14 protein-coding genes are annotated in these 11,666 nt (G+C 61.4%); 13 read left to right on the top strand and 1 reads right to left on the bottom strand.

Going from position 1 to position 11,666, the window contains the following annotated elements; translation table 11 throughout:
* The first annotated feature begins 87 nt into the window (after nucleotides 1-87).
* The 9 genes from secY (at nucleotide 88) to rplQ (ending at nucleotide 6,181) form a co-directional block, all read left to right on the top strand.
* On the top strand, nucleotides 88-1,383 hold the full coding sequence (gene secY, locus HMPREF9237_RS07190) for a preprotein translocase subunit SecY (RefSeq protein ID WP_016443083.1): 1,296 nt from the start codon (nucleotides 88-90) through the stop codon (nucleotides 1,381-1,383).
* Between the two features lie 71 nt (nucleotides 1,384-1,454).
* A complete protein-coding gene (locus HMPREF9237_RS07185; RefSeq protein ID WP_016443082.1) occupies nucleotides 1,455-2,030 on the top strand; it encodes an adenylate kinase in 576 nt (191 codons plus the stop codon).
* A gap of 8 nt (nucleotides 2,031-2,038) precedes the next feature.
* The gene (gene map / locus HMPREF9237_RS07180; protein WP_016443081.1) at nucleotides 2,039-2,863 is read left to right on the top strand and encodes a type I methionyl aminopeptidase; all 825 of its coding nucleotides are present in this window, start codon (nucleotides 2,039-2,041) and stop codon (nucleotides 2,861-2,863) included.
* A 218-nt stretch (nucleotides 2,864-3,081) separates the two neighbouring features.
* Entirely contained in the window at nucleotides 3,082-3,303 is a 222-nt protein-coding gene (gene infA, locus HMPREF9237_RS07175; protein WP_016443080.1) for a translation initiation factor IF-1, read from the top strand.
* A 19-nt stretch (nucleotides 3,304-3,322) separates the two neighbouring features.
* On the top strand, nucleotides 3,323-3,439 hold the full coding sequence (gene rpmJ / locus HMPREF9237_RS07170) for a 50S ribosomal protein L36 (protein ID WP_016443079.1): 117 nt from the start codon (nucleotides 3,323-3,325) through the stop codon (nucleotides 3,437-3,439).
* A gap of 126 nt (nucleotides 3,440-3,565) precedes the next feature.
* A complete protein-coding gene (rpsM, locus tag HMPREF9237_RS07165) occupies nucleotides 3,566-3,940 on the top strand; it encodes a 30S ribosomal protein S13 (protein ID WP_026428270.1) in 375 nt (124 codons plus the stop codon).
* Between the two features lie 29 nt (nucleotides 3,941-3,969).
* Nucleotides 3,970-4,380, top strand: coding sequence for a 30S ribosomal protein S11 (gene rpsK / locus HMPREF9237_RS07160; protein WP_016443077.1), 411 nt, complete (start codon nucleotides 3,970-3,972; stop codon nucleotides 4,378-4,380).
* A gap of 188 nt (nucleotides 4,381-4,568) precedes the next feature.
* Nucleotides 4,569-5,570 carry a DNA-directed RNA polymerase subunit alpha gene (locus tag HMPREF9237_RS07155; protein ID WP_016443076.1) on the top strand — a complete coding sequence of 334 codons (1,002 nt, stop codon included), beginning with the start codon at nucleotides 4,569-4,571 and terminating at the stop codon, nucleotides 5,568-5,570.
* Nucleotides 5,571-5,602: 32 nt separating this feature from the next.
* Nucleotides 5,603-6,181, top strand: coding sequence for a 50S ribosomal protein L17 (gene rplQ / locus HMPREF9237_RS07150; protein WP_016443075.1), 579 nt, complete (start codon nucleotides 5,603-5,605; stop codon nucleotides 6,179-6,181).
* 587 nt (nucleotides 6,182-6,768) lie between these two features.
* Here rplQ and HMPREF9237_RS07145 read toward each other — a convergent pair.
* Entirely contained in the window at nucleotides 6,769-7,518 is a 750-nt protein-coding gene (locus HMPREF9237_RS07145) for an ROK family protein (RefSeq protein ID WP_051107024.1), read from the bottom strand.
* 241 nt (nucleotides 7,519-7,759) lie between these two features.
* On the opposite strand from HMPREF9237_RS07145, the gene truA reads away from it, so the two are divergent.
* The 4 genes from truA (at nucleotide 7,760) to rpsI (ending at nucleotide 11,475) form a co-directional block, all read left to right on the top strand.
* Nucleotides 7,760-8,635 carry a tRNA pseudouridine(38-40) synthase TruA gene (truA, locus tag HMPREF9237_RS07140; RefSeq protein ID WP_016443073.1) on the top strand — a complete coding sequence of 292 codons (876 nt, stop codon included), beginning with the start codon at nucleotides 7,760-7,762 and terminating at the stop codon, nucleotides 8,633-8,635.
* 118 nt (nucleotides 8,636-8,753) lie between these two features.
* A complete protein-coding gene (locus HMPREF9237_RS09015; RefSeq protein WP_196800264.1) occupies nucleotides 8,754-10,286 on the top strand; it encodes an LssY C-terminal domain-containing protein in 1,533 nt (510 codons plus the stop codon).
* A 212-nt stretch (nucleotides 10,287-10,498) separates the two neighbouring features.
* The gene (gene rplM / locus HMPREF9237_RS07130) at nucleotides 10,499-10,942 is read left to right on the top strand and encodes a 50S ribosomal protein L13 (RefSeq protein WP_016443071.1); all 444 of its coding nucleotides are present in this window, start codon (nucleotides 10,499-10,501) and stop codon (nucleotides 10,940-10,942) included.
* Between the two features lie 44 nt (nucleotides 10,943-10,986).
* Entirely contained in the window at nucleotides 10,987-11,475 is a 489-nt protein-coding gene (rpsI, locus tag HMPREF9237_RS07125) for a 30S ribosomal protein S9 (RefSeq protein WP_016443070.1), read from the top strand.
* The last annotated feature ends 191 nt before the right edge of the window (nucleotides 11,476-11,666 follow it).

The following is an 11,666-nucleotide window of genomic DNA, read 5'->3' as shown; positions in this document are numbered from 1 at the left end:
AAAATACGCTTGTCCCCATTTCCGTCACCCGACGGTTCTCGACGATAACGGACTGCCCCGCGCGATCCGTCACCATCAGGAGGAATCTTGATTAAGGCTTTCGCAGCTGCTTTCCGCACCCCGGATCTGCGCCGCAAGCTGCTTTTCACCATGATGATTATGGTGATTTACCGCTTGGGTAGCTTCATCCCGGCTCCGTTCGTGAGCCTGAGTAATATTCGGGAGTGCACCACGCAGCAATCGGGCGCGCAGGATCTCATCGATATGCTCAACCTGTTCTCAGGCGGTGCGATGATGCAGCTCTCCGTTTTCGCCCTGGGAATTATGCCCTATATTACGGCCTCGATTATCGTGCAGCTGCTGCGCGTGGTCATTCCGCGCTTCCAGGAACTACACAAGCAAGGCCAGTCGGGTACCGCGAAGCTGACGGAATACACCCGCTACCTCACCATTGGGCTGGGCCTGCTCCAGTCCTCGGTCGTGGTAGCCACCGCGAACTTCACGTTGTTTGCCGGGTGTAAAGAACCGGTCATTCCGAATGCCACCTGGTGGACTTACACCATGACCATCCTCGCCATGACAGCCGGTACCGGCCTGATCATGTGGATGGCCGAACTCATCACCGAACGCGGGGTGGGCAACGGTATGTCCATCCTCATCTTCACCGGTATTTGCGCCGGCTTCCCCTCGATGATGGGTCAGATCTACGCCGGGCACGGCATTGGCACTCTCCTCATCGTCATCGTGGTCTTCGCGCTTATCACCTTGGTTGTTACCTTTGTGGAGCAGTCCCAGCGCCGCATCCCGGTCCAGTACGCCAAGCGCGTGATCGGCCGGCGCACCTACGGCGGGTCCACCACCTACCTGCCCATCAAGATCAATATGGCGAATGTGATCCCGGTGATCTTCGCTTCCTCGATCCTTATGCTCCCCACCATGATTTCCACTTTCGGAAATCAGAATTCGTCCTGGGTGGTCTGGATCCAGCGCAACTTCCAGCACAACGGCTGGGCCTATATTCTCACCTACGCGCTTCTCACTTTCGCTTTCACCTTCTTCTACACCTCCATCGCTTTCGACACTGACGAAGTCGCGGACAATATGAAGAAATACGGTGGCTTCATTCCGAATGTGCGCGCCGGCAAACCCACCGCGGATTACCTCCACTTCGTCTCTAATCGCCTCACCTGGGTGGGCGCCACCTACCTCACCATCGTGGCCCTCATCCCGCTGCTGCTCTTCAGCGCGCTCGGCATCGTACAGTCCGGCTTCGGCGGCACCTCCATCATGATTCTGGTGGGGGTGGGTCTCCAGACCGTCAAGGACATCAACGCCCAGCTCCAGCAGCGCCACTACGAAGGTTTCCTCGGCGGTATCCGCTAACGCGGCCTCGCCCCTCTTTCCAGCGGGGCGCGGGGGCGCTCCGCACCGATAAACACAGAAAGGTGCCACTCATGTCTGTACGTTTGATTTTGGTTGGCCCCCCGGGCGCGGGCAAAGGCACCCAGGCGGCCGGCATTGCGGAGCGTTACGGCATCCCGGCTATTTCCACCGGTGATCTTTTCCGCGCGCACGCGAAGGCCCAGGATGAATTGGGGCGGCTGGCTGCCTCCTACTCGGAAAAGGGAGAACTCGTTCCTGATTCCGTTACGAACCAGATGGTGGAGGAACGTCTGGGTGAAGCCGATGCGGCCGCCGGTTTCCTCCTGGATGGCTACCCGCGTAACCTCGACCAGGTGAGCGCCCTCGATGCCATGCTCGGTGAGAAGAACGTGGATGTTGTTGTGGAGCTCCAGGCCGATGACGACGTTGTGGTTCAGCGTCTCCTCGGACGCGCCCAGGAGCAGGGTCGGGCTGATGATACGGAGGAGGTTATCCGCCATCGTATCGAGGTCTATCACGCGACCACCAAGCCGATTATTGATGCATACGCCGGTCGCGGGCTCGTGGTTTCCGTGAACGGCTTGGGCACCGTGGAGGAAGTTGCGGCCGCGATTGATGACGCGCTACGCGATTTCCTGGGCCGGTAGGCATAGCGATGATTAATCTTCGCAGCGAGGCGGATATTCTGGGCATGCGCCAGGCTGCGCTCGTGGTGCGCGCGATTCACGATGACTTGCGCACCCACGTACGCGCCGGGATGACGACGGCGCAGGTCGATCAGCGCGCCAAAGCCGTCTTGGAGGCCCACGGGGCCGTCTCGAATTTTTACGGGTATTACGATTACCCGGCCCAGACCTGCATCTCCGTGAATAACACCGTGGTGCACGGTATCCCCAGCGAAGAGGAAATCCTGGCACCGGGGGACTTAGTCTCCTTTGACTGCGGGGCGCTCCTCAACGGCTGGAATGGGGATTCCTGCTTTTCCATCGTGCTCCCGGGTGGGGATGAGAAGACGATGGCCGCCCGCCAGCGTCTCTCGGATATTACGGAAGAATCCATGTGGGTGGGCATCGCCGCGATGGCCACCGGGAAATTTGTGTCCGATATCGGGGCGGCCATTGACGATTTCGTGGTAGCCCAAGATCCCGAACCGGGGATTGTCGAAGAATTCACCGGGCACGGCATCGGGCGGGCCATGCACGAAGATCCCACGGTTTTCAATTACCGGACTCGCGGGCGCGGGCCCCGTCTCAAGGCGGGAATGGTGCTGTGCATCGAACCGATTCTTACCGCAGGCTCCCAGGAGAACATCACCCTGGCTGATGGCTGGACGGTGAAAACCGCGGACGGTAAGGATGCCTGCCACTGGGAAAGCCAAATCGCTAAGCACGCCGGAGGTATCTGGGTGCTCAACGAGCCCGATGGGGGAGCGGCCCGCCTCGCAAAGTACGGAGTGGTTCCGGTTCCCCTCGGGGACTAGGCGGCTGCGCCGTCGTACTACAACCGCACCGCGAGAAGACGGTAGCCGCGCGCTCTCCACGCTACACGTGACCCATAACATCGCTGCCGCCCCTTACATAGGGGCGGCTTCGTGCAGTAGTATTGAACGTCGGTGCCGTGTGCCCGTATGGCGCACGCTTGCGCACCGATTTTGATGCCCCGCACAATCCGGTGCGGGCAACACTGTTAGCGAGGAACATGGCGAAGAAAGACGGCGTCATCGAAGTTGAAGGTAGCGTGATCGAAGCGCTGCCCAACGCGATGTTCAAGGTCGAGCTGGAAAACGGGCACGAAGTTCTGGCCCATATTTCCGGCAAAATGCGTCAGCACTACATTCGTATCCTGCCCGAGGATCGGGTGGTTGTAGAGCTCACGCCCTATGACCTGAACCGCGGGCGGATTGTCTACCGCTACAAGTGATCAACAAGGAAAGTTATTCATGAAGGTCAAGCCGAGCGTTAAGCGCATTTGCGATAACTGCAAGGTCATTCGGCGCCACGGTCGCGTCATGGTGATCTGCAGCTCGAATCCGCGCCATAAGCAGCGTCAGGGCTAAAGCCCCGTTGCACCAGCACTGTTAGCCGCAAGGCAACCCCCGGTCCGGAGGCCGGGGCTCACGGAATAGAGACCCGTGGGAACAGCAGTGCCCGATACCTCCGGCATAACTAAGGGAGCTAAGAAATTGGCACGTCTCTCCGGCGTTGATCTCCCCCGCGAAAAGCGGATTGAGATCGCGCTTACTTACATTTTTGGCATTGGACGCACCCGCGCCCACGAGACCCTCGCCGCTACCGGGGTGAACCCGGATACCCGCGTGCGTGATCTCACTGAAGACGATCTGGTGAAACTCAAGAACCATATCGACGAGAACTACAAGGTTGAAGGCGACCTGCGCCGCGAAGTCCAGGCCGATATTCGCCGCAAGATCGAAATCGGTTCGTACCAGGGCCTGCGTCACCGTCGCGGCCTGCCCGTGCACGGGCAGCGCACCAAGACCAATGCGCGCACCCGCAAGGGCCCCAAGCGCACCGTGGCCGGTAAGAAGAAGGCCAAGTAGGCTTCGTCGTAGTTCAGGAGAAATAGATTATGGCTCGTCAGACTCGTTCTGCTAACGCCGGTGCACGCCGTCCGCGTCGCAATCAGCGTCGTAATGTCACCGTGGGTCAGGCCCACATTAAGTCCACCTTCAATAACACCATCGTGTCCATCACCGATCCCACCGGTGCGGTTATTGCTTCCGCTTCCTCCGGGATGGTTGGCTTCAAGGGCTCGCGTAAGTCGACTCCCTACGCCGCGCAGCTCGCCGCGGAAAACGCCGCGCGTCAGGCCATGGAACAGGGCATGAAGAAGGTTGATGTGTTTGTCAAGGGTCCGGGTTCCGGGCGCGAAACCGCGATCCGTTCCCTGACCGCCTCCGGGCTGGAAGTCACCTCCATTTCCGATGTGACTCCGCAGGCCTTCAACGGGTGCCGTCCGCCCAAGCGCCGTCGCGTCTAGTAGCGGCGCGGTGCGTTGCGGCGTCGCCTTTTAGGTACGACGCCGGCGCAGAGGCCACGGCCTCTGCGGCACCCCTCCCAGGGCACGGGTTTTGACAGGAAAAGCCGCGCCCGCACCTCGCGGACAGACAGAGTTTCGCGAGGGTACGCAAACCTCATATAGCGGTTGTTTGCGGAAAGGAAAGAATCGTGCTCATTGCACAACGTCCCGTTCTGAGTGAAGAGAAGATCTCCGAATTCCGGTCCCGGTTCGTCCTCGAACCGCTCGAACCCGGATTTGGGTACACACTGGGTAATTCCCTGCGTCGTACCCTGCTGTCCTCCATCCCCGGTGCTGCGGTCACCTCGATCCGCATCGACGGGGTGCTCCATGAGTTCTCCACCATTCCCGGTGTGAAGGAAGATGTTGCGGAAATCATCCTCAACCTCAAGGAACTTGTTGTCTCCTCGGATAACGACGAACCCGTCCTCATGTACCTGCGTAAGACCGGTCCGGGCGAAGTGACCGCGGCGGATATCACTCCGCCGGCGGGTGTGGAAATTCTCAACCAGGATCTCCATATCGCCACCCTCAATGACAAGGGCAAGCTCGAAATCGACCTTACGGTTGAACGCGGGCGCGGCTACGTTTCCGCGGCTCTCAACAAGGGCGATAACGATGAGATCGGCCGCATTCCGATTGACTCGATCTACTCGCCGGTGCTCAAGGTCTCCTACAAGGTGGAAGCCACCCGTGTGGAACAGCGCACCGACTTTGATCGCCTCGTGGTTGATGTGGAAACCAAGGAATCGACGACCCCTCGGGACGCTCTCGCCTCTGCCGGCAAGACCCTCGTGGAGCTCTTCGGCCTGGCCGTGGATCTCAATGACGAAGCCGAAGGTATCGAAATTGGTCCGGCACCGGTGACCGAGCAGCGCTCCTCGGATCTGCAGCGTCCGATCACCATCCTCAACCTGCCCGCACGTTCTCAGAACTGCCTGCAGCGCGAAGGTATCCATACCATTGGGGAACTGGTGCAGCGTTCGGAAGCCGATCTGCTCGATATTCGCAACTTCGGGGCGAAGTCCATCGATGATGTCAAGGATGAACTGGCGAAGATGGACCTGAGCCTCAAGGATTCCGGATCGAGCTTCCTCGGTGGCGGATTCGATGACTACGGGATGCAGTTCAGCGACGATTCTCAGGCCTGAGCAGCCACATAATTTTACTAGGAGAGTAGACAATGCCTAAGCCCACCAAGGGTCCGCGCCTCGGCGGCAGCCCCGCCCACCAGCGCAAGATTCTTGCCAACCTGTGCAAGGAACTTATTCATCACACGTCGATTAAGACCACCGAAGCGAAGGCTCGCGCGGTACGTCCCCATATCGAAAAGCTCATCACGAAGGCGAAGAAGGGGGACACCCACAATCGTCGCCTGGCACTCAAGGTGCTCGGCGATCGTGAAACCGCCTACATTCTCTTCGAGGAACTCGCCCCGCTGTTCGCGGAACGCGAGGGCGGCTACACCCGCATCACCAAGGTGGGTAACCGCCGCGGTGATAACACCCCGATGGCCGTTATTTCGCTGGTGACCGAGAAGGTTTCCCCGAAGCAGGCGGTTGTTAAGGAAGCGGAAAAGGCCGCCGAGCGTGCCGCCGCTGCGGAAGAAGCTGAAACCGCTGAATCGGCAGAATCTGCGGAGAGCGCCGAATCGGCCGAAAGCGCGGAGTCCGCTGAATCCGCCGAAAGCGCGGAGTCGGCAGAGTCGGCCGCCAGCGCGGATGAAGCTGCGGAAGCGGAGAAGGCTGAAGAAGCTAAGTAAGCTAGAGAAGCGCCTGCGGTTGCTTCGGTTACTTGACTAACCGGGCTGCCGGGAAGCTTGAGAGAAGGGCTTCGGAAACGCGAGTTTCCGGAGCCCTTCTCGCTGCCCGCAGGACGCGGGGCTACTGTTGGCTAGGGGATGCGGGGCTATTGTTGCCCGCAGGACACGGGGCTACTGTTGCCTGCAGGACGCGCGGCTACTGTTGGGCGCGGCCGCGGGCACTGGCGCGGGCGGGGGGGTAATAGGCAAAAGCGGGTTCCATGGCGGCGTGTCCTTGGCTTGTATCCGGCCCTGAACCGGCATGAACCGCGCCCGGAAACAAAGTGCGAGGGAGAGCACCGTTTCGGGGCGATTTCGTGTTCCTTACGCGCATCCTGCGGGAGGAGATGTCCCGGACTCGCACCGTGCCTGGCCGGGCCGCCTCGCCGGCCGGGGTAGGGTGTTTTTCTGAGACGTACTGCGGATGTCGTACATGCGAAGTACAGCTCGGAAAACAGATACCACCTCCCCAGGGGCTGGTGTGACCATTGAACTTCGTGAGGCCCATGAGGCTCTCATGGGAAGACCCCCGAGTTTGTCTATTTACCCTACTGTTCCGCGCGGGCTCGCTCGGAAGCTGCCACCAGATCCCAGGCACGTACCCCGCCGCTCATTCCGGCGGCATTCGGGATAAAGACCACCGAGCCGCTCAGGCGTTCGCGCACGCTCTCGGTGATGCGCGCTGCGTTGCCGCCCCCGAGGTAGAGGGTGTCCCAGCGGATGACCGGGTAGAGGGATTCAATAGCGCGGGCCACCTGCCGGCTCCACGCGGCATCACCCAAGCGGATGCGTTCAATTTCCCCGATCACGTCATCATAGGTGAGACCCCAGCGCAGCGGGGCGTGCGAAAACTCCAGGTGCGGGGCCAGCACCCCGTTATCAACAATGGCGTTGCCCAGGCCAGTTCCGAAAGTGAGGACCACTTCCAAGCCCCGGCCGGTCACGGTTGCGGCAGCAGCTACCTCGGCGTCGTTGAGCACCAGGGTGGGCCGGGAAAAACGCGCGGCGAGGGCAGCGCGAATATCCAGGCCGTTCCAGGCGGCTTCCATCTCAGGGTCGAGGCGGGTGTGCGGACCGGCGCGGCGAATGTAATGCGGGGTATACACCACAACGCCGTGGCGCAGCATCCCGGGCATGCCTACCGTGAGTCGCTCAAAATCAGCGCCCTCGGCGCGCAGCGCGGCGGCATCCGCGGCAATGATATTTTCCAGAGCTGCGGGGGAGAAGGGGTAGCGGACCGGGGTGCGCCGGGCCGGTCCGATCTGGGTGCCGGCAGCGTCCAGCAGCGCCGTTTTGATGCCGCCCCCGCCGCAATCTACCGCGAAGGTGCGCGGTCCGGAAACAGCGGCCGCGGTGGTGGCATTCGCGGTGTCCTCCGGGCTGGGTGCACTCGCGTACAGCGGTGCGGTGCCAAGTGGGAGGGCCGGCTCCTCGCTTTCGAGTACACGGCCCTCGGCTACGCGGCCCTCGGGCACGTGGCCTTCTGGCGCGCGGCTCTCGGGTATGCGGGAGGATGACTCGGCATGGGAAACTGGATCCATGAGTGACACGCTAGCGCAAAACCTTCGGCTTCGGCTTGATCTTTCCTACGACGGTACTGAATTTCACGGTTGGGCAGCGCAGCCCGGCCTGCGGACCGTGGAAGGCACCCTCACAGAGGCTCTCGCCACGGTGCTGAGAGCTCCGGTCATGCTCACGGTGGCCGGGCGGACCGATGCCGGGGTGCATGCCCGGGGGCAGGTCGCCCATGTGGATGTGCCGCGCGCGGTGCTCACCGCGGCGGCGGGGCGTTCTCAAGATGACCCCACCCGGGTGCTGGTGCGGCGGGTGCAGGGCCTGCTCGCGCGCGCTGCGAGCGGCCCGCGGGGGAGCGCCGATATTGTGCTCCACAGCGCCCGCGAGGTATCCCCTGATTTCGATGCCCGTTTTTCCGCGGTTTCGCGCGAATACACGTACCGCATTGCGGTGGGTCACTTCGATCCTTTACGACGACGCGACGTCCTCTGGCTGGCCGGCCCGCTCGACCTGAGCGCGATGCGGGAGGCCGCGGCCTCCCTCCTGGGCGAACACGATTTCCTCTCCTATTGCAAACCGCGCCCGGGGGCGACGACGGTCCGCGAGCTCCTGGCTCTGGACGTGGCCGAAGAAGGTGAGCTGGTAACCATTCACGCGGTGGCCGATGCTTTTTGCCATTCCATGGTGCGCACCCTCGTGGGCTCTCTGCTCCGGGTGGGCGAGGGGCGGCGCGATGCCGGCTGGCCGGCCCGGCGCTTGCGCGAAGCGAGCCGGGACGGGGAAGTGGTGGTAGCCCCGCCCCATCCCCTCACTCTCGAAAAAGTGAATTATCCTGAACCGGGTCAGTGGGCTGCGCGCGCTGAGGCTTCTCGGGCCATCCGTACGCTGCTAGAGGATTAGCTGGCAGCTACCGTTGCGCGCGGCCGTGACAATGCTGGCCACCACCATTCCACGCGCGGTGCGCATCTTCGATTCGTGCCGATTTAACGTGTCGTCGGCCCCGGGTAAAATCGGTAACGTGACTCAGGAACAAAGCCAAGCTGCGCAATCAACGCCGGTGCGCTCGGTGCGGCACAGCGCTGACCAGCGCTGGCCGGTTCCGTCGTGCCCGCCCGCCTATGCGCGCCTGCCCCGGCAGCGGCTGCGGCGGGGCTTCCCTTTGTACGCGGTCTTGGCGGGGCTGTTCGTCGTCGTCGCCCTGATTTATAGTTTCTGGTTGGCTGTGCTCCTTTTGTTGCGGGGGCTTCCCGGGCAGCCGTTGTGGTGGTTGCACCTGCTGGTGTTTTGGGCGCTCGCGGCGTATTTCGCTTTCCCGCGCCTGCATCAGCTTTTTTCGCTTATGTATGTGCCGGATTATTTCTTCGGGCGCACCAAAACTGCGGACGGCATCCTCGGGGACCCGGTCAATATAGGTTGGGAGGGTAGCGAAGCGGATATTCACGCGGCCATGCGGGCCGCGGGCTGGATCGAAGCCGAACCTATTACTTTCCGTACATCTTGGCGCATTATCGTGGCCGCGGTGCTGCGCCGTTCCTATCCTTCCGCACCGGTGTCTGATTTGTATTTGTTCTCTCGGAAACAGGAATTCGCCTACCAGCAGGAAGTGGACGGCAATGCGGCCCAGCGCCACCACGTGCGCTTTTGGCGCTGCCCACCCGATTGGACCCTCCCGGGCGGGGAACGCATCACCTGGCTCGCCGCCGGAACCTTTGATCGCAGCGTGGGGCTATCCATTTTCACCGGGCAATTCACCCACAAAATCGACCCGAATATCGATGCGGAGCGGGATTTCATTATCAACACGGTGCGCTACGCCGATCCCGAAAGCCACGTGAGTGTTATCGAACAGTATTTCAACGCCTATAGCTCACGCAACGGCGGCGGGGATGAGATCCAAACCGACGGTGACCTTCCTATCCTCGATGTCACCGGCGCGGCCGTGCGCCTGGGTGCGTGTATGGAGGAGAGCGGCCTCGATACTGAGGAGTATTCCGGCCGCTGCGATTCCGGTAGCGGAACGACGGCGCGCCTCGGCCGCGGGCACTCTGGCTACTCGTGTGCGGGCCGTCCGGGTGGAGGCCATCGTCGTTCGGGTTATCTGCGTAGTGACTCCGCGGGCAAGCCGGGGTGGCGCAATTCCAGTGCTATGGCAGAAAAGGCCACCGAGCTCGCGCGCACCGCGGCCGAACACCGCGTCCCGCCCGGGGCTCTGCTCTTTTCCGCGGTGGCGATCACGGTACTGCTGGGAACTGCGCTGGTTACCGATATGCTCCCGGCTTCCGCGGTGGATGTGGTGCTCTACCTGGTCATGCTGCTGCTCCTGCTCGGGGTGGCCAACCATTCCCGGGTTGCCTGGGTGCTGTTTCTTGCCTGCGAAGCGGGTATTGCACTGCTGTATCTCTTGCTGGCAACCACGGGGGAAACCGCAGCAATGTACCCGGCCGGGATCTCGGTGCTGGTGGTACTGGCGATCACTGCGCCGCATGTGCGCCTGTGGGTCACGGAAGGTCGGGCGGAACCCGTGGTGGATCTGCCCACCCCCATCCTGTAAAAGCGCCGGTGGAGTACCTCACAGCGCTAGTAAAGCTTTGACCGGCATAGGCGCTACGGGTATGATAGAGCGTTGTTGTCCATACCATCGGCGCGATGCTTATTCCCACTCGTCGCGCGCTATGAAGGGCACATCTAACTTTTGACCGTTACGGTTTCGCCCGCCACCACGGCGGATGTTCGGAACCAATATCAGAAACGAAGGCTACGCACGTGCGCACGTACACTCCTAAGCCCGGCGACATTGAGAAGAAGTGGTACATCATTGACGCCACCGATGTTGTCCTCGGGCGTTTGGCAGCTCAGGTTGCCGCCCTGCTCCGTGGGAAGCACAAACCGAATTTTGCTCCTCACATGGATACCGGCGATTTCGTTATTATCACGAATGCGAGCAAGGTGACCCTCACGGGAAGCAAGGCAACGCAGAAGATGGCTTACCGGCATTCCGGTTACCCGGGGGGCCTCAAGGCTACCTCGTATGCCGAACTCCTTGCCTCGAATCCCGAGCAGGCCGTTATTAAGGCGGTGCGCGGCATGCTTCCGCACACGTCTCTCGGCCGCCAGCAGCTGAAGAAGCTGAAGGTTTTTGCCGGCGCTGAGCATCCTCACGAAGCTCAGAAGCCCGAACCTTACGAGCTGAAGAAGATCGCCCAATAAGCGAGTCGCGTTCGGCCGCTTTTTTCGGAACAGGATTTACATCAATGTCAGAAACTCAAATTGACACCCAGGTGGAGGAGGAGTTCAGCGGCTCCTACACCACAGAGACCGAAACCCCCAAGGTCGGTCAGGGTGTATCCGCCGCTGTCCCGGGTCAGGCACTCGGCCGCCGCAAGGAAGCCGTTGCCCGCGTCCGGCTCGTCCCCGGCTCTGGGGAATGGAAGGTTAACGGCCGCGACCTGGCCGATTACTTCCCTAATAAGATCCATCAGCAGCTCGTGAAGTCCCCCTTCACCCTGCTTGATCTCGAAGGCCGTTTCGATGTTATTGCCCGTATCAACGGTGGTGGCATCTCAGGCCAGGCCGGTGCGCTGCGTCTCGGCATCGCCCGCGCCCTCAACGAAATTGACCGCGAAGCAAATCGCCCGGCCCTCAAGAAGGCCGGCTACCTCACCCGCGATGCTCGCGCGGTGGAACGCAAGAAGGCCGGCCTGAAGAAGGCCCGCAAGGCTTCGCAGTTCTCCAAGCGTTAAGCTTCGGCGCTATGCGCCTATCTGGGCGCATCGCTCATTTCTTACAAGGGAGGTCCCAATTCGGGGCCTCCCTTGTTGTATGTGGCGTGGGGTGCTTATGCTCCCGCTGGCGTTCGGGGCCTAGCGGTTCTCCGCGATCCACAATGCAACTCTTGCTACATAACTAATTGGATTACATGTAGTGGAGTTAC

The organism is Actinotignum schaalii FB123-CNA-2, from assembly GCF_000411135.1.
Taxonomy (GTDB): domain Bacteria; phylum Actinomycetota; class Actinomycetes; order Actinomycetales; family Actinomycetaceae; genus Actinotignum; species Actinotignum schaalii_A.
Note: the sequence above shows the minus strand (reverse complement) of the source record. Positions and strands in the feature narration are given on the sequence as shown.

Bases quoted from the DNA above. Each gene is read 5' to 3' on its own strand.
- map (WP_016443081.1), top strand. From the start codon at position 2,039: ATGATTAATCTTCGCAGCGAGGCGGATATTCTGGGCATGCGCCAGGCT.
- truA (WP_016443073.1), top strand. From the start codon at position 7,760: ATGAGTGACACGCTAGCGCAAAACCTTCGGCTTCGGCTTGATCTTTCC.
- HMPREF9237_RS07185 (WP_016443082.1), top strand. From the start codon at position 1,455: ATGTCTGTACGTTTGATTTTGGTTGGCCCCCCGGGCGCGGGCAAAGGC.
- rpsK (WP_016443077.1), top strand. From the start codon at position 3,970: ATGGCTCGTCAGACTCGTTCTGCTAACGCCGGTGCACGCCGTCCGCGT.
- infA (WP_016443080.1), top strand. From the start codon at position 3,082: ATGGCGAAGAAAGACGGCGTCATCGAAGTTGAAGGTAGCGTGATCGAA.
- rpsI (WP_016443070.1), top strand. From the start codon at position 10,987: ATGTCAGAAACTCAAATTGACACCCAGGTGGAGGAGGAGTTCAGCGGC.
- rplQ (WP_016443075.1), top strand. From the start codon at position 5,603: ATGCCTAAGCCCACCAAGGGTCCGCGCCTCGGCGGCAGCCCCGCCCAC.
- rpmJ (WP_016443079.1), top strand. From the start codon at position 3,323: ATGAAGGTCAAGCCGAGCGTTAAGCGCATTTGCGATAACTGCAAGGTC.